Origin of the sequence: Pseudoalteromonas sp. bablab_jr010 (assembly GCF_016464105.1) — a bacterium.
GTDB classification, from domain to species: Bacteria; Pseudomonadota; Gammaproteobacteria; order Enterobacterales; family Alteromonadaceae; genus Pseudoalteromonas; species Pseudoalteromonas simplex.
This window is the reverse complement of record NZ_JACDWV010000087.1, coordinates 186,023-202,676: the sequence shown is the minus strand read 5'-3', so window position 1 is coordinate 202,676 and position 16,654 is coordinate 186,023. Positions and strand designations below refer to the sequence as shown.

The 16,654-nt window shown below is 42.6% G+C and carries 16 protein-coding genes; all 16 read left to right on the top strand.

Going from position 1 to position 16,654, the window contains the following annotated elements:
* The first annotated feature begins 11 nt into the window (after window positions 1-11).
* The 16 genes from JIG37_RS09470 to JIG37_RS09395 all read left to right on the top strand — a co-directional run bounded on the left by JIG37_RS09470 (window position 12) and on the right by JIG37_RS09395 (window position 16,595).
* On the top strand, window positions 12-2,330 hold the full coding sequence (locus JIG37_RS09470; RefSeq protein ID WP_199529238.1) for a flagellar hook-length control protein FliK: 2,319 nt from the start codon (window positions 12-14) through the stop codon (window positions 2,328-2,330).
* Window positions 2,331-2,402: 72 nt separating this feature from the next.
* Window positions 2,403-2,924 (top strand): flagellar basal body-associated protein FliL, encoded by a 522-nt coding sequence (fliL, locus tag JIG37_RS09465; protein ID WP_054553269.1) that lies wholly within the window; start codon window positions 2,403-2,405, stop codon window positions 2,922-2,924.
* Window positions 2,925-2,933: 9 nt separating this feature from the next.
* Window positions 2,934-4,025, top strand: a complete 1,092-nt coding sequence (gene fliM, locus JIG37_RS09460) for a flagellar motor switch protein FliM (RefSeq protein ID WP_054553268.1) — start codon at window positions 2,934-2,936, stop codon at window positions 4,023-4,025.
* A 22-nt stretch (window positions 4,026-4,047) separates the two neighbouring features.
* The gene (gene fliN / locus JIG37_RS09455) at window positions 4,048-4,449 is read left to right on the top strand and encodes a flagellar motor switch protein FliN (RefSeq protein ID WP_054553267.1); all 402 of its coding nucleotides are present in this window, start codon (window positions 4,048-4,050) and stop codon (window positions 4,447-4,449) included.
* Window positions 4,446-4,829, top strand: a complete 384-nt coding sequence (gene fliO / locus JIG37_RS09450; RefSeq protein WP_054553266.1) for a flagellar biosynthetic protein FliO — start codon at window positions 4,446-4,448, stop codon at window positions 4,827-4,829. Before fliN ends, fliO begins: the two co-directional genes overlap by 4 nt.
* A 4-nt stretch (window positions 4,830-4,833) precedes the next feature.
* Complete coding sequence (fliP, locus tag JIG37_RS09445) at window positions 4,834-5,574, top strand: flagellar type III secretion system pore protein FliP (protein WP_199529237.1); 741 nt, start codon at window positions 4,834-4,836, stop codon at window positions 5,572-5,574.
* Between the two features lie 40 nt (window positions 5,575-5,614).
* Window positions 5,615-5,884 (top strand): flagellar biosynthesis protein FliQ, encoded by a 270-nt coding sequence (fliQ, locus tag JIG37_RS09440; RefSeq protein ID WP_054553264.1) that lies wholly within the window; start codon window positions 5,615-5,617, stop codon window positions 5,882-5,884.
* Window positions 5,885-6,664, top strand: a complete 780-nt coding sequence (gene fliR, locus JIG37_RS09435) for a flagellar biosynthetic protein FliR (protein ID WP_054553263.1) — start codon at window positions 5,885-5,887, stop codon at window positions 6,662-6,664.
* Between the two features lie 9 nt (window positions 6,665-6,673).
* A complete protein-coding gene (flhB, locus tag JIG37_RS09430) occupies window positions 6,674-7,804 on the top strand; it encodes a flagellar biosynthesis protein FlhB (protein ID WP_054553262.1) in 1,131 nt (376 codons plus the stop codon).
* Window positions 7,805-7,875: 71 nt separating this feature from the next.
* The gene (gene flhA, locus JIG37_RS09425; RefSeq protein ID WP_054553261.1) at window positions 7,876-9,987 is read left to right on the top strand and encodes a flagellar biosynthesis protein FlhA; all 2,112 of its coding nucleotides are present in this window, start codon (window positions 7,876-7,878) and stop codon (window positions 9,985-9,987) included.
* Window positions 9,988-10,007: 20 nt separating this feature from the next.
* Entirely contained in the window at window positions 10,008-11,489 is a 1,482-nt protein-coding gene (gene flhF / locus JIG37_RS09420; protein WP_199529236.1) for a flagellar biosynthesis protein FlhF, read from the top strand.
* Entirely contained in the window at window positions 11,482-12,342 is an 861-nt protein-coding gene (locus tag JIG37_RS09415) for a MinD/ParA family protein (protein ID WP_054553259.1), read from the top strand. Before flhF ends, JIG37_RS09415 begins: the two co-directional genes overlap by 8 nt.
* A gap of 26 nt (window positions 12,343-12,368) precedes the next feature.
* Entirely contained in the window at window positions 12,369-13,079 is a 711-nt protein-coding gene (locus JIG37_RS09410; RefSeq protein WP_054562345.1) for an RNA polymerase sigma factor FliA, read from the top strand.
* A 40-nt stretch (window positions 13,080-13,119) separates the two neighbouring features.
* Window positions 13,120-13,503 (top strand): chemotaxis response regulator CheY, encoded by a 384-nt coding sequence (cheY, locus tag JIG37_RS09405; RefSeq protein ID WP_016708035.1) that lies wholly within the window; start codon window positions 13,120-13,122, stop codon window positions 13,501-13,503.
* Between the two features lie 17 nt (window positions 13,504-13,520).
* Window positions 13,521-14,288: a protein phosphatase CheZ gene (locus tag JIG37_RS09400; RefSeq protein ID WP_138599034.1), complete on the top strand. Its 768-nt coding sequence runs from the start codon at window positions 13,521-13,523 to the stop codon at window positions 14,286-14,288.
* A gap of 15 nt (window positions 14,289-14,303) precedes the next feature.
* On the top strand, window positions 14,304-16,595 hold the full coding sequence (locus JIG37_RS09395; protein ID WP_054553257.1) for a chemotaxis protein CheA: 2,292 nt from the start codon (window positions 14,304-14,306) through the stop codon (window positions 16,593-16,595).
* Window positions 16,596-16,654 lie beyond the last annotated feature (59 nt).

The window sequence follows — 16,654 nt, the reverse complement described above, 5'->3', positions numbered from 1 at the left end:
TTAGGTGAATTATGGCGATCAGTGATATCAATTTGCAGGTTAAAACTGAGCAAGGTACTGGTTTTTCAGGCAAAGACTCAGAGTCTAACAACAAAGCATCGGGCTTAAGTTTTTTAACTTCACTGACAGAAGCAAGTGAAGCGGCAAACGCGCAAGCAAAAAGTGATGCAGATGCTGACTCAGTTGATGAACCTAAAGCTATCAGTACTTCTGAAGAACCTAAATCAGATGCAAAACCAGGTGATGAGAATACAGCGACTGATGCTAAAGCTGCAACTACTCCCACATCTACAGATCAGCAGCCTAAAATAAATCCAGATGTTCGTAATGAAGCTGTAACTAAAGAGCAAAGCGATGAGCTTGCACTTGTAGAAGGTGAAGATAACTCACTGCTTTCGCAAATTAATGCGGCTCAAGCTATGAGTACACGTGTTAATAAATTGATTGAAAATAATGACTTTAGCCCGGTAGTTGTTGATAAAAAACCAACCCCAATCGATACCATTACACCTGTAATACCTTCACCTATGACAGACGTTGCGCAAACCGATGATTCAAAAGTCGCAGCAGAAGATGACAACTCAATCGCAAGTTTATTACATAAGTCTAAAGTTGCGACAGCGGTAGATAGTCAACTAAAAGCGATTGGTGATTTACCGCCAAAAGATAGCGTGACCCCTATTGTTGATGGCCCATTAACAGACAAAGAAAAGCAGGGTGTTTCAGCTGTTAATACACCGGATACAAAACCTCAGGTAGCTAACTTTGCCAGTGCAATACAAGCAACTGACAGTAAAGAAACCACTGTTGATTTAGACGCTGTAAAAACAGCTGATGGAAATGAACTCAGCGCGAATGATAAAAGCAAAGCTGTTTTAAACAAGATGCTCAGCGATGCAAATAATAGCGTTCAAACTGATGCAAAAGCGGCTGAAGTGACGACAAAGCAAGCGCATGGCAACGTTGATAAGCCAGCAGTAAACCTAGCTACTGAGCAGGTAGCTCCGAAGAGCGTTGAAGCAAGCGCGGCAAAAGCATCAGATAAACCAGTAACTGATAAGTCAATCGTTAATCTGCTTGCCAAACTACAAAGTGGCGACGGGCAGGCTGTAAGTGAGTTCGCTAAAGGTTTGTCGCTCAGCACTGATCAACAAAAGCAACTTGAGCAACAAATCAATCAACTAAAAGTTGACAATAAGCTTGGCGCTGATGAGCTGGCAACAATCAAGTCGCTATTGACTGATGTGATGAGTAGTAAGCCTACAACACAAACTGCACAGAGCCCTGTATCACAATTTGCTGTAGAGCAAGACATTGCTGATGAAAGCCTGACAAAACAAGATACTAAATTAGCTGATAATAAAGCGCTTGATACTAAACTGCCGACTAGCATCGAAAAGCAAATCACTGCACTGACGAAAGATGAGCAGCAAGCACTGTTAAATAAAGTGAATACTCAACTGCAAACGTTAACGCCGGGTACTGCTCAGTACGAAAAACTTTCTGCGGCACAAACTGTGCTCAAAGAGGCTATTAATGCTCCTGCAATAGTCAACACAGCGATGCCGATAACCGCCGCCACAGTCAATGCTGAAAATAATAATACAAAACAAAACAATACTGCGCAGGTTACAGCCGATGTTACAAAGGCTGCAACTAGTGAAGAAGTAACTTTAGAGCTTGATACAAAAATTAATACCGAACGTACACAAGAAGCTGTGCCTTCGCGTGTAGCTCAGTTATTTACTCAGTTAACGACTCAAGCCAATGCAGCAACACAACCGGGTGCCTATGAGGTGGCTCATCAGCAATATGAGCAAGCACTAGACGCACAAACAATGCAGACTCAAGCAACGACACAAACTCAGGCTCACTCTAAATCGGTGAGCATTGACCCTGGTGTAATGCAAGCGATCAATATTATAAAGAGTGACGCCGCAAAGATGCTTCAAGAGCGAGTTAGTGCGTTACTAAATATAAATAACAAAGAAGCGGAAATTCGCTTAGACCCACCAGAAATGGGCAGTATGCAAATTCGTATACGTAGCGATGCTGAACAAGCGCAAATTAATTTTGTTGTTCAAAATCAGCAGGCTAAAGAAGCTTTAGAGCAATCAATGCCACGTTTGCGAGAAATGCTTGCGCAGCAAGGTATTGAACTTGGTGAAAGTAGTATTCAGCAAGGTAACCCTGAGCAACAACAAGAGCAGTCTGGGCAAGGGCAGCTTGCAGGAAATCAACAAGCTGAGGAGCAACAACCAGAAGTAACAGCGCAAAGCGCAGAAACTTCTCGACAACAATCTTCATCATCAATAGATTACTATGCATAAGTCCTGCTATTATAAGAAATAAAATAGTTACAGCGTGATAAACAGCTTGCTGTAACTTTGAGGGAAGTGACAATGGCCGAAGAAGCAAATTTAGAAATAGAAGATACGGGTAAAGGCAAAAAGAAGCTGATTATCATTATTGCAGCTGTAGTGTTGATTGTTGGCGCCGCCGCAGGTTACTTTTTATTTATGGGTGATGATGCCCCTGAAGAGAGCCTAGCAGATGAAACCACAGTGACTGAGGCTGCTGCACCATCGAGCTCCGCACAGATTGGTTCGGCTCTCTATGTCGCAATGCCACGCCCATTTGTATTTAATGTACCCGGTGCGAGTCGCGACCGTATTGTACAAATAAAAGTTCAGCTACTTGTTCGCGGTGAAGTGAACGAAGAAACTGCCAAAAAGCATATTCCACTTATCGAAAGTACCTTACTTGGCGTTCTTTCAACAACGACCGCAGATGAATTAGGTACCAGTGAAGGTAAAGAGTCAGTGCGTGTTGCTGCACTTGAAAAAGTACAATCAGCATTAAGTGATGTTGAAGGTAGCAAAGTGATAGAGCGGGTATTATTCACCGGCTTTGTGATGCAATAAGGGGTCAGCGTGAGCGATTTATTATCTCAAGACGAAATTGATGCGCTTTTACACGGCGTTGATGAAGTCGAAGAGGAAGATATTCACGAAGGTGATGACTTAGACAGTAATACCTTACAGTATGACTTCTCATCACAAGATCGTATTGTCCGTGGTCGTATGCCGACCTTGGAGATCGTGAATGAACGTTTTGCCCGTCATATGCGAATTAGCCTATTTAACATGATGCGCCGCACCGCTGAGGTGTCAATCAACGGCGTGCAAATGATTAAATTTGGCGAATATATCCATACCTTATTCGTGCCAACCAGTTTGAACATGGTACGTTTTCGTCCGTTGAAGGGCACAGGCCTAATTACCATGGAAGCCCGATTAGTATTCATTTTAGTGGATAACTTTTTTGGTGGTGATGGCCGCTATCATGCAAAAATTGAAGGCCGTGAATTTACGCCAACAGAACGACGTATTGTTCAAATGCTACTTAAAATTATCTTCGAAGATTATAAAGAAGCGTGGGCGCCGGTAATGGATGTATCTTTTGAGTACCTTGACTCAGAAGTTAACCCAGCAATGGCGAACATCGTAAGTCCAACTGAAGTGGTTGTTATTAGCTCCTTCCATATTGAGCTAGATGGTGGTGGTGGTGATTTCCATATCGCATTACCATATTCAATGCTTGAGCCTATTCGCGAATTGCTCGATGCCGGTGTGCAATCAGACACCGAAGACACCGACTTACGTTGGAGTAAAGCATTACGTGATGAGATCATGGATGTAGAAGTCGACCTATCGACTCAATTGCTTGAGGTTGATTTAACGCTACAACAGATTATGGAGCTTAAAGCTGGCGATATTATCCCAGTTGAAATGCCAGAGCATATCACCGTATTTGTAGAAGAACTGCCGACCTTTAGAGCGAAAATGGGCCGCTCACGTGACAATGTGGCACTACAAATTAGCGAAAAAATTAAACGCCCTGAATCAGTTAAGTCAGAACTACATGTGTTCACAAAAGGTGGCAAAAAACTGGATTCAGATGCAGAATTAGCAGAACTAGAAGAAGATCTACATCTATCTGAAGGTGTAGATTTAGACTGGTAGTCGATTTATAAGGTTAAACATAATGAGTGATGATCAAGATACAATGGACGAATGGGCCGCGGCACTAGCCGAAGCTGAAGAGGCTGAGGGTGGCTCAGGCGATGCTGCTGTGGCAGAGCTTGATGAATTAAAAGATGAAAGACATGAGCTATCGGGCGACGAAAAACGAAAACTTGATACCATCTTGGACATTCCGGTTACTATTTCTATGGAAGTGGGCCGTTCAAAAATCAACATTCGTAACTTATTACAGCTTAACCAAGGTTCGGTGGTAGAACTAGACCGAGTCGCTGGTGAGCCGCTTGATGTATTGGTTAACGGCACTCTGATTGCCCATGGTGAGGTGGTCGTTGTAAACGATAAGTTCGGTATTCGTTTAACTGACGTTATTAGCCAAGTTGAGCGTATTAAAAAGTTACGATGAATGCTTTAGTTGCTTTAACAAGTGCGTCGAGCACTGCATTTCCTACGGCATCACCGACGGCAGATTTACTGTCTATGGTGATGTCTTTGCTTTTAGTGCTGGTGGTTATTATTGCTTTGGCTTTTTTGGTTAAAAAACTAAATCCAAATCTTGCTAATAGTGATGAATTTAAAGTAGTGCGCAGTTTGCCTTTAGGTTCTCGTGAGCGTTTGATGGTCATTGAAATTGATAACGCACAGCACTTAATTGGTGTGACTCCGCACAGTATTAACTACCTGCATAAACTAGAAACACCATTACAAGAAAAAGAACTGCCAGAACTTGCCAAGAAATTTGGAAAGTTACTGAACCCACAATCACCTTCAAATAAAAAGAATTAACGCTATGATCAAGTGGATACTTATTTTAGCAAGTGTGTTGTTTTTGCCGTCGGTTAACGCTGAAGGCATAGAAGCACTGACCATTACCACCAACCCTGATGGCTCTCAAGATTACTCCGTGACGCTACAAGTGTTAGCGATTATGACGGCACTGAGTTTTATTCCAGCAGCGGTCATTATGATGACTTCATTTACACGGATTATTGTGGTTCTGGCGATATTACGCCAAGCAATAGGCTTACAACAAACACCATCGAATCAAATTTTGTTAGGCATGTCGCTGTTTTTAAGTATTTTTATTATGGCGCCAATTTATCAGCAAGTGAATGAGCGCGCTATTGAGCCATACTTGAATGAACAAGTTACCTCAGTGCAAGCATTAGAACTTGCCAAAGAGCCTATGAAAGCGTTTATGCTCTCGCAAGTTCGCATAAAAGATTTAGAGACCTTTGCGAAAATAGCCGGCTACGACAAACTCGACTCGCCAGAAGACACGCCGCTGATTGTATTGATCCCAGCGTTTGTTACCAGCGAATTGCAAACGGCCTTTATCATTGGTTTTATGTTCTTCATCCCATTTTTGATAGTTGATTTAGTGGTGGCCTCCGTATTAATGGCCATGGGTATGATGATGCTTTCGCCGATGATTGTGTCTTTGCCGTTTAAGATCATGCTGTTTGTGTTGGTGGATGGCTGGAGCCTTGTGATGGGCACGCTGGCGAAGAGCTTTGGGCTCGGGGTGTAACAATGCAATTCAAGGCACATAATTAGGTAGGAGAGACAAAATGGAACCCGAAATTTTTGTCGATATACTCAGTGACGCGCTATTTTTAGTTATAAAGTTAGTGTCTGCAATCGTAGTACCTGGCTTATTAGTCGGTCTAGTCGTGGCAGTTTTCCAAGCGGCAACATCAATCAATGAGCAAACCTTAAGCTTTTTACCTCGTTTGCTAATTACCATAAGCGCACTTATTATAGGTGGTCACTGGTTCACGCAAGAGCTTATGGACTATTTTACCCGTTTAGTGATGTCTATACCGGAGATTGCAGGCTAAATGGAATTTCCATTTGCGGTCATTATTCAATGGCTCAGCGACTTTTTGCTGCCATTAGTGCGTATTAGCTCAATGATAATGATTATGGCAGGCCTTGGTGCGAAGAATGTACCAAGCCGAATTAAGCTTGGTTTAGCTGTAGTTGTAACCTTTGTTGCTGTGCCTATGCTGCCCCCTGCGACTTTCAACAATCTTTTTTCGTTTGAGATGATTCTTGTGGTCATTCAGCAAATGCTTATTGGTGTCGCGATTGGGTTTGCATCTGTTTTATTGCTAAATACTTTTGTTCTTGCTGGGCAAATACTCGCGATGCAAACAGGTCTTGGTTTTGCGTCCGTAGTTGATCCATCGAATGGTCTGAGTGTACCCGCTGTGGGACAATTTTATCTAATCTTGGCGACCTTGCTTTTCTTTGTGTTCAATGGCCACTTAATGATGATTCAAATGGTCATTCATAGCTTTGAAGTGCTACCAATTGATGGCAATTGGTGGGCGGTTGATCATTACTGGGATATCGTTACTTGGGGTGGTTGGATGTTCACCACAGCCTTGGTGCTTGCTTTAGCTCCACTGACAGCCATGCTTGTTATTAACATGTCGTTTGGTGTAATGACCCGAGCGGCACCGCAGTTAAATATTTTCTCAATTGGCTTTCCGTTTACCTTAGTAGCTGGTCTTGTGATTATTTGGGCAACATTAGGCAACTTTATGACTCAATTTGAGTTTCAGTGGTTAAAAATGGTTGAGTTAATGTGCAGCCTTGTTGGTTGTACACCTTAGGAGCGCGCCATGGCTGAAGATTCTGGTCAAGAAAAAACCGAAGAACCCACGCAGAAAAAAATTGATGATGCCAAGAAGAAAGGTCAGGTTGCCCGCTCAAAAGAGCTAGGTACCATGTTTGTGCTTATTTTTTCTGCAGTTTCACTCTTGTTGTATGGCCCTGAAATTGGTAAAGGTCTTTATAATATAATGGGACGTTTATTAAGCCTTAACCGTAATGAAACCTACGACACCACTAAGATGTTTTCAGTGTGGGGAATTGTTGCGGATGCATTGTTATTCCCTATGGCAATGTTTGTGTTGATCATCGTCATAGCCGCTTTTGTTGGCAATACTTTACTGGGGGGTTATAACTTTAGTTGGCAAGCGGCAGCCCCAAAAGCAAGTAAGATGTCGCCAGCTAAAGGTATTAAGCGTATGCTTGGCCCTCAAGCAGGAGTAGAGCTAGTTAAGTCTATTTTAAAATTTGTAGTGGTTGCAGGCTTTGCTGTGTTCTTAATTAATACTTTCTTTGATGAAATACTGCACCTAAGCATTGAAAGCGCGCCCGGAAATTTTATCCATGCACTCGAAATACTATCTTGGATGTTCTTGGGGTTAACTTGTACGTTAATCATTATTGCTGCAATAGATTCTCCTTATCAAAGTCACAAACACCATAAACAGTTAAAAATGACCTTACAAGAGGTAAAAGACGAATTTAAAAACTCTGAGGGTGATCCGCAAATAAAAGCGCGTATTCGCCGTACTCAGCGTGAAATGTCGCAAAGGCGTATGATGCAAGACGTGCCTGATGCAGATGTGATCGTAACTAACCCGACCCATTATTCTGTAGCACTCAAATACGATACAGCTAAAGCGGGTGCGCCTATTGTTCTTGCCAAAGGCGTGGACGAGCTTGCTATGCAAATTCGTAAAGTGGGCAAGGGGAATGACGTGCCAATTGTTGAATCACCCATGCTTACTCGTGCGCTGTATCACACCACCGATGTTGGTCATCAAATACCTGATCAGCTATTCACTGCCGTTGCACAAGTGTTAGCTTATGTCTTCCAGTTAAAACGCTTCCAAAAAGGGCGCGGTAAACGTCCTGTACCACTCAATAAAAAGCTCCCAATACCCGATGCCTACAAATACTAAACAGTAAATTTATAACTTGGAATAGTTATTGCAAATTCCGTGTAGTGTCAATTTTTTGAAATTGTTGAATTATGGAATTTAAAGCGGTATTACAACAACTTAACAGAGATAAAAAAGAATATGCGAAGGGTATCGGCACGCCGTTAATGGTACTTGCTGCGCTGGGTATGGTGATTTTACCCCTGCCGCCATTTCTTTTAGATATTCTATTTTCGTTTAATATCGCGTTAGCACTGGTGGTGTTACTGGTTACAGTTTACACCATGAAACCCCTTGAATTTGGTATGTTCCCTGCGGTTCTACTGATTGCAACCATCATGCGCTTAGCGCTGAATGTCGCCAGTACCCGTGTAGTATTACTCGAAGGTCATAACGGCGGTGATGCAGCCGGTAAAGTTATCGAGGCCTTTGGTTCGGTGGTTATCGGCGGTAACTATGCAGTTGGTTTAGTGGTCTTCCTGATTTTAATCATTATTAACTTTGTGGTTATCACCAAAGGTGCAGGTCGTATTTCTGAAGTATCAGCTCGCTTTACTCTTGATGCAATGCCGGGTAAACAAATGGCGATTGATGCTGATTTAAACGCTGGTTTTATCAGTGCAGAGCAAGCCCGTGAACGCCGTGAAGAGGTTACCCGCGAAGCCGATTTCTATGGTTCAATGGATGGTGCGAGTAAGTTCGTAAAAGGCGATGCAATAGCGGGTATCGTTATTCTAGTGATTAACATCGTTGGTGGTTTATTTGTTGGTATGATCCAACATGATTTATCGTTCAGCCGTGCGATGGAAGTGTACACCTTGCTAACCATTGGTGATGGTCTAGTTGCACAACTGCCTTCATTGTTACTGTCAATCGGTACTGCAATCGTTGTTACCCGTCAAAATGAATCGCACAACATGGGCGACCAAGTTAAGACTCAGCTAGGTAACGAAAAGTCTTTGTATATCGCATCAGGTATTTTGATCATCATGGGTCTAGTGCCAGGTATGCCGCATATTGCATTTTTAAGCCTAGGTGGATTACTGGGTTACCTTGCTTACTTCACCCAACAACAAAAAGCCAAAGCAGAAGCCGAAAAAGCAGAGCAAGAAGCAAATGGTGGTGCGCCAGGAACAGGTGTTGCTAATAAACAAGAGCAAAAAGAACTGGGTTGGGATGATGTTCAACAGGTTGACGTTATTGGTTTAGAAGTGGGTTATCGCTTAATTCCACTTGTTGACCAATCTCAAGGTGGTGAACTATTAAATCGTATCAAAGGTGTGCGTAAGAAACTGTCTCAGGAGCTTGGTTTCTTGGTACCTCCTGTGCATATTCGCGATAACTTAGAACTGGACCCTAACGCTTACAGAATCACTATGATGGGTGTTTCAAGCGGTGAGGGTGAGCTTAAGCATGGTGATGAGTTAGCGATTAATCCAGGCCAAGTATTTGGTCCAATCAAAGGGGTTGCCACAAAAGACCCTGCATTTGGTCTAGATGCGGTTTGGATCAAACCAGATCAAAAAGATGAAGCACAATCACTTGGCTATACAGTCGTTGATTCAGCAACTGTGGTTGCAACTCATATTAGTCAGTTACTTACTAATAGCGCAGCTTTACTGCTTGGTCATGAAGAAGTGCAAAACTTATTAGATATGTTAGCGAAGAGTCATCCTCGTCTTGTTGAAGGGCTGGTTCCTGACGTATTACCACTCACTACTATCGTAAAAGTGCTACAAAACTTACTCAATGAAGGGGTGGCAATTCGCGATATGCGCTCGATTGTTCAAACCCTTGTTGAGTATGGCCCACGTAGCCAAGACCCTGATGTACTAACGGCTGCAGTGCGAATTTCACTGCGCAGATTGATCGTTCAAGATGCTGTTGGTATGTCTTCTGAGATCCCTGTCATAACCTTGGCGCCTGAGTTGGAACAGATGTTGCATCAGTCACTTCAGAATGCAGGTGACGAAGGTGCCGGAATAGAGCCAAGCCTTGCAGAGCGACTTCAACAATCATTGAATGAAGCGCATCAAAACCAAGAAATGGCCGGTGAACCTTCGATACTGTTAACGTCAGGAATGTTAAGAACTGTGTTATCTCGCTTCGTTAAGTACACCATCCCAGGTTTAAGGGTGATGTCTTACCAAGAGGTACCAGACGAAAGACAGATTAAGATTGTCAGCTCAGTAGGCCAACAATAGGATAGTAAAGGGGTTGAACCATGAAAATTAAACGTTTTTTTGCTAAAGATATGCGCACAGCACTGAAAGAAGTGAAAGATGAACTAGGTGTTGATGCGGTTATTATGTCGAACAAAAAGCTTGCTAACGGCGTTGAAATCGTTGCAGCTGTTGATTACGACAAAGCAGCCCCGAAAGCCGAAGCTAAACCAGCAGTGGCACAATCAGCACCTGCTCCACAGCATAACTTTGTTAAACCTGAGCCAATGCGTGCTAAACCTGAGCCGCAAGCGAAAGTTGCTGATAGCCTTCAAGCGTTACTTGAGCGTCAAGCCCCACGCCCTCGTTCGCCAGAGCTTGCGTCAATGTTTAGTCAATCTGGTATTGATACGAGTGAACACTATCAAGCAAAAGAGCCAAGCTTTGAGCAGCAACAGCCTGAATATAAGCAAGCTCCTCGTTATCAATCGCAGGCAGCACCTCGTGTACAAACTCAAGCACATAGCTTAGGTTTTGATGACGATTTAGATTCTGGTTTTGATGATTTAGATTCACCCGCTGAGCACAAAAACTCAGCACCTGCGAATCAATCAGAAATGACGACCATGCGCGAAGAAATGAATGCGATTCGTCAATTACTTGAACACCAAGTATCTGGCTTAATGCAACAAGATATGGCTCGCCGCGATCCGACTCGTGCATGTATGATTGACCGCTTAGCGGGTATGGGCATTGAACGTGATGTTGCTGAGCAAATGGCCTGTTTCATTCCTGATGATGTATCACGTCAACAAGCGTGGCAAGCATTACTGCAAATGGTTGAAAACCAAATGCATACAACGAATAACGAAATCCTACGTCAAGGTGGTGTATTCGCATTAGTGGGCCCAACGGGTGTTGGTAAAACAACGACTGTTGCGAAATTAGCTGCACTGGGCGCACAAAAATATGGTGCTGATAAAGTGGCGTTGATCACCACTGATACATATAGAATTGGTGCCTACGAACAATTGGCTACTTATGGTCGTATTATTGGCTGTGGTGTTAAGCAGGTAAAAGATGCGAATGAATTAGCTGAAGTGCTATACCATTTACGTAATAAGCGTCTAGTATTAATAGATACAGCGGGTATGAGCCAACGTGATTTACGTTTAACTGAGCAATTAAACACCTTAATGCGTAATCAGCGTGTTGATATTCGTAGTTATTTAGTATTAAGTGCGACAGCACAGATAAATGTGTTGCAAGAAACCGTAAGACACTTTAAAAAGGTTCATCTAAGTGGCTGTATCTTCACTAAATTGGATGAATCTTTAAGTTTAGGTGAGATTATTAGTATAGCGATTCAAAATCGCCTGCCAATAGGGTATCTTACTAACGGTCAGCGTGTTCCTGAAGATATTCGCGTAGCGAATGCTGAAAAACTAGTGAAAAAAGCTGAACAATTGTATTTAAAACGAGCAAAAGCACAACATTCACGACGTCAAGCAGTAGCGTCGAACACAGTAGGGATGTATGATTAACACAGTATTAGATCAAGCAAGCGGCCTGCGCAAAATGAATCAAAATAATAATAGTGGCGTTAAAGTTATCGCTGTGACTGGCGGTAAAGGTGGAGTGGGTAAAACCAATGTTTCACTCAACACCGCAATCGCATTAGGGCAGCAAGGAAATCGTGTATTAGTACTAGATGCCGATTTAGGTTTGGCAAACTGTGACGTGATGCTTGGCCTTCGTGTTGAACGTAACTTATCTCATGTTTTGTCAGGCGAGTGTGAGCTTGACGAAATTCTCGTTGAAGGTCCTGCAGGTATAAAAATTGTACCAGCGACGTCTGGTTCGCAAAGCATGGTGGAATTAACACCATCTGAGCATGCAGGCCTTATCCGCGCTTTTAGCGAGTTAAACACTGAGTTTGATATTTTAATTGTCGATACCGCTGCAGGTATTTCTGACATGGTATTAAGCTTTTCTCGTGCAGCCCAAGATGTTGTTGTGGTTGTATGCGATGAACCTACCTCAATTACCGATGCTTATGCGCTTATAAAAGTGCTTAGCCGTGAGCATGGCGTATATAAATTTAAAATTGTTGCCAATATGGTGCGCAGTTTGCGTGAAGGGCAAGAATTATTTGCTAAACTTTCAAAAGTAACGGATCGCTTTTTAGACGTTTCAATGGAGTTGGTAGCTACCATTCCTTATGACGAGAACATGCGTAAATCTACGCGACGTCAAAAGGTGATTGTTGAATTATTTCCAAACTCACCAGCTGCGGTGGCGTTTAAAACATTAGCAACAAAAGCAGTTAAGTGGCCGATCCCTAATCAACCTTCTGGCCATTTAGAATTTTTCATTGAAAAACTAGTAAACGGCTAACTATGACAACATCGGTGAATAAAGCGATGGGATATCAATCAGCACAAAACTTAAATGCGATTGTTGAAAAACATGCCTCTTTAGTTAAAAAAGTGGCGTGCCATCTAATTGCTCGTTTACCTGCCAGTGTCCAACTCGATGATTTAATTCAATCAGGCATGATAGGCCTAATTGAAGCATCAAAAAACTTTGATGCTAGCAAAGGGGCTAGTTTCGAAACTTTCGCTGGAATTCGTATTCGTGGTGCGATGTTAGACGAAATTCGTAGAGGTGACTGGGCACCACGCTCAGTTCACCGAAATGCTCGCCTTGTGGCTGAAACCATTTCCGAATTAGAAAGCACGCTAAATCGTGAACCTAAAGATACAGAAGTCGCTGAAAAACTTGATATAACGCTCGATGAGTACCATCATATTCTACATGATGTAAATTCTAGTAAAGTATTAGGTATAGAGGACTTAGGCGTTGATGAAGACGTCATTACACCTGTAGGTCAGGATTTAGGACTAGACAAACCGTTTAATAACGTTAAAAATGAGCGGTTTAACCAGTCTCTATTAACGGCTATCCAATCGTTACCAGAAAGAGATGCACTTGTTTTGTCTTTGTACTACAACGACGAAATGAACTTAAAAGAAATAGGACACATACTCGATGTTAGTGAATCGCGTGTGAGTCAGATACATGGTCAGGCGATGATTAAGCTCAAAGCAAAAATCAATGACTGGATTAATTAGTAGTAAGTAAATATAGGTTCAAACCTCACCGGAGGATGTTTTGGATAAAAACATGAAAATTCTTGTTGTTGATGATTTTTCTACAATGAGACGTATCATTAAAAATCTATTAAGGGATTTAGGTTTTACCAATGTGCAGGAAGCTGACGATGGGTCAACAGCATTGCCAATGCTACAAAATCAAGAATTTGATTTTGTTGTAACAGATTGGAACATGCCAGGTATGCAAGGCATTGATTTGTTAAGAGCAATTCGTGCTGATGATAGCCTTAAGCATATTCCTGTATTAATGGTGACAGCTGAAGCGAAAAAAGAACAAATTGTTGCTGCTGCTCAAGCGGGTGTTAATGGCTATATCGTTAAACCATTCACTGCTGCGACACTTAAAACCAAATTGGAAAAAGTGTTTGAACGTTTAGGTTAATCTAAGGGGAGAGGCTTATGTCAGCACTAGCTGCGCCTCAAATAAGTTTAGAGCAAGCTCGTCAACTTGTTGAGTTTCTTGAAAATGGTGAACAAGAAAAAGCTGATCAGCTGATACTTGAAACAGCATCAAAAGAACAATCAGAGCTGTTTGCTGAAATCGGTAAACTGACGCGACAATTACATGAAGCGCTAAAAAACTTTGATCTAGATACTCGTCTTTCAGATTTAACTACCGATGCGATCCCAGACGCTAAGCAGCGCTTAAATTATGTTATGGAAATGACAGAAAGCGCCGCTAACAAAACCATGGATGCAGTTGAAGCTAGTTTACCTATAGCGCAACAACTTGCAGATGAAATAGCGACGATTAAACCAACGTGGGATCGTTTAATGAGCCGAGAAATAGAGCTCGGTGAGTTTAAAAAGCTATGTCATAGCTTAGATAATTTTATGAATAACTCGCATACTAAAACCGATGAGCTACAGGGCTTGATGACCAATGTGCTGATGGCACAGGACTATCAAGATTTGACGGGGCAAGTAATCCGTCGCGTCATTGAGTTAGTGCGAGAAGTAGAAGACAGTTTAATTAATCTCTTAACTGTGTTTGGCAGTCAAGAAGATGGTCATCAACAACAAGAAAAACAGGCCATAGAAAAAGCACCTGCAACAAGTGATACACTAGCAGGTCCTGAAGGGCCGATTATTGATAAAGACTCTCGTGATGATGTTGTCTCAGGACAAGATGAAGTCGATGATCTATTATCAAGTCTGGGCTTCTAAGAGGAGAGTAGCTGCATGAGCTTTGAAGTCGATGAAGATATTTTACAGGATTTCCTTGTTGAGGCAGGAGAAATCTTAGAGCTTTTGTCAGAGCAATTAGTTGAGCTTGAGAACAATCCCGAAGACAAAGATCTCTTAAACGCCATTTTTAGAGGCTTCCACACTGTCAAAGGCGGTGCAGGCTTTTTAAGCATGACTGAACTTGTTGATGCGTGTCACGGTGCAGAGAATGTTTTCGATTTATTACGCCAAGGTGTTCGCAGTGTCACTCCTGAGCTTATGGATGTTATTTTACAAGCTCTGGATACCATCAACGAAATGTTCGCAACGATTCAAAATCGTGAGCAACCAGAGCCTGCAGATCCTGCGCTTCTAGACGTTCTTCATAAATTAAGCCAACCACCTACAGCGGAAGAGCTTGCAGGTGAAGATGTATCAGTAGCAGACGATGTAGCAGTTGCACCTGAAGAACCTGCTGTTGAAGAGGCTGTTGTTGATGCACCTGAAGTAACAGCTAACACGGCAGCAGACAATATTGATGAAGATGATCCATTTGCGTTTGATATGTTGTTTGATGGCGGCGGTCTTGCTGATAGTAAGGCAGAACCACAGAATATTGATGAAATTACTGAAGATGAGTTTGAAAGCCTCCTCGATGAATTACATGGTAAAGGTCAAGGGCCAGCAGCGGCTGCTCCTGAAGCTATTAGCAGTGATAGTGATGACATCACCGATGATGAATTCGACAGTTTATTAGACGAATTACATGGTGTTGGTAATTTTGGTGAAGTAAAACAAGAAAATATAGCCAAACCTGAAACCGTAAAATCTGCACAACCAACTCCTCAAGCGCCAGCAGTAGATACTACAAGCAGTGACTCAGACGATGAAATTAGCGATGACGAGTTTGAGGCGTTGCTTGATGAATTACATGGTAAAGGTACAGCTCCACAGTCTTTAGAAACGGCTGCGCCAGAAAAAGCGCCTGAACCACCTAAAGCTGAACCTGCAAAACCGGCACAGCCAGCAGCATCAAAACCGGCACCTACTCCTAAGCCTGCCGCAGCTGCACCTAAACCGGCTCCAGCTCCTGCAAAAGCACCAGCAGCTTCTGCTGCACCGAAAAAAGCGCCACCACCACAAGCTGAAACAACGGTTCGTGTTGATACCAAGCGCTTGGACGAAATCATGAACATGGTGGGTGAGCTGGTATTAGTACGCAACCGTTTGGTTAGCCTTGCAAATAACAGTAACAGCGAATCAATGGGTAAAGCCATCTCTAATTTAGATGTGGTAACTGCAGACCTGCAAGGTGCGGTGATGAAAACCCGCATGCAGCCAATTAAGAAAGTATTTGGCCGCTTCCCACGCGTTGTGCGTGACTTAGCTCGCAGCTTGAAAAAAGACATTAACCTGCAGCTGGTTGGTGAAGAAACCGATTTAGATAAAAACTTAGTAGAAGCGCTTGCCGATCCGCTCGTGCATTTAGTTCGTAACTCGGTTGACCATGGTATTGAAATGCCAGATGTGCGTGAAGCCGCGGGTAAACCACGTACCGGTACAGTCACTCTTTCTGCTTCGCAAGAAGGCGATCATATCTTATTGACCATTCGTGATGATGGTGCAGGTATGGATGCTGAGAAGTTGAAAAAAATTGCTATCAGCAAAGGTGTGATTGATCACGACCAAGCAAGCCGCTTGTCGGATACCGAAGCTTACAACTTAATTTTTGCGCCTGGTTTCTCAACCAAAGAAGAGATATCTGATATTTCAGGCCGCGGCGTCGGCATGGATGTAGTAAAAACAAAAATCACCCAGTTAAATGGCTCTGTCAATATTCAGTCAGAGCTGGGTGTAGGTACTGTATTAGAAATCAAGGTGCCATTAACACTGGCTATTTTACCGACTCTTATGGTTATTGTTGGCGAGCAAACATTTGCTTTACCACTTGCTGGTGTGAGTGAAATTTTCCATCTTGATTTAACTAAAACTAATGTCGTTGATGGTCAACTGACAATAATTGTGCGTGAAAAAGCGATCCCGCTTTTCTATTTACAACATTGGTTAGTAAAAGGTGCCAACCGCCAAGAGCGTAAAGCTGAAGGTCACGTAGTTATTGTGCAAATCGGTACTAAACAAGTGGGCTTTGTGGTTGACTCGTTAATTGGCCAGGAAGAAGTTGTTATCAAACCTTTAGATGCCTTATTGCAAGGTACGCCAGGCATGGCTGGTGCGACAATTACTTCTGATGGTGGGATTGCATTGATCCTCGACGTACCTAGCATGCTTAAACACTACGTTGGCTAATAATAAATAATAAAGTGCAGCGTTTAACTGCACTTTAAGTGATATAAAACAAGAGAGTG

Excerpts from the sequence above, each read along its gene's own strand:
- flhB (WP_054553262.1), top strand. The coding sequence starts at position 6,674 with ATGGCTGAAGATTCTGGTCAAGAAAAAACCGAAGAACCCACGCAGAAA.
- JIG37_RS09415 (WP_054553259.1), top strand. The coding sequence starts at position 11,482 with ATGATTAACACAGTATTAGATCAAGCAAGCGGCCTGCGCAAAATGAAT.
- JIG37_RS09400 (WP_138599034.1), top strand. The coding sequence starts at position 13,521 with ATGTCAGCACTAGCTGCGCCTCAAATAAGTTTAGAGCAAGCTCGTCAA.
- flhF (WP_199529236.1), top strand. The coding sequence starts at position 10,008 with ATGAAAATTAAACGTTTTTTTGCTAAAGATATGCGCACAGCACTGAAA.
- flhA (WP_054553261.1), top strand. The coding sequence starts at position 7,876 with ATGGAATTTAAAGCGGTATTACAACAACTTAACAGAGATAAAAAAGAA.
- fliP (WP_199529237.1), top strand. The coding sequence starts at position 4,834 with ATGATCAAGTGGATACTTATTTTAGCAAGTGTGTTGTTTTTGCCGTCG.
- fliL (WP_054553269.1), top strand. The coding sequence starts at position 2,403 with ATGGCCGAAGAAGCAAATTTAGAAATAGAAGATACGGGTAAAGGCAAA.
- JIG37_RS09410 (WP_054562345.1), top strand. The coding sequence starts at position 12,369 with ATGGGATATCAATCAGCACAAAACTTAAATGCGATTGTTGAAAAACAT.
- fliR (WP_054553263.1), top strand. The coding sequence starts at position 5,885 with ATGGAATTTCCATTTGCGGTCATTATTCAATGGCTCAGCGACTTTTTG.
- JIG37_RS09395 (WP_054553257.1), top strand. The coding sequence starts at position 14,304 with ATGAGCTTTGAAGTCGATGAAGATATTTTACAGGATTTCCTTGTTGAG.
- JIG37_RS09470 (WP_199529238.1), top strand. The coding sequence starts at position 12 with ATGGCGATCAGTGATATCAATTTGCAGGTTAAAACTGAGCAAGGTACT.
- fliN (WP_054553267.1), top strand. The coding sequence starts at position 4,048 with ATGAGTGATGATCAAGATACAATGGACGAATGGGCCGCGGCACTAGCC.
- fliO (WP_054553266.1), top strand. The coding sequence starts at position 4,446 with ATGAATGCTTTAGTTGCTTTAACAAGTGCGTCGAGCACTGCATTTCCT.
- fliQ (WP_054553264.1), top strand. The coding sequence starts at position 5,615 with ATGGAACCCGAAATTTTTGTCGATATACTCAGTGACGCGCTATTTTTA.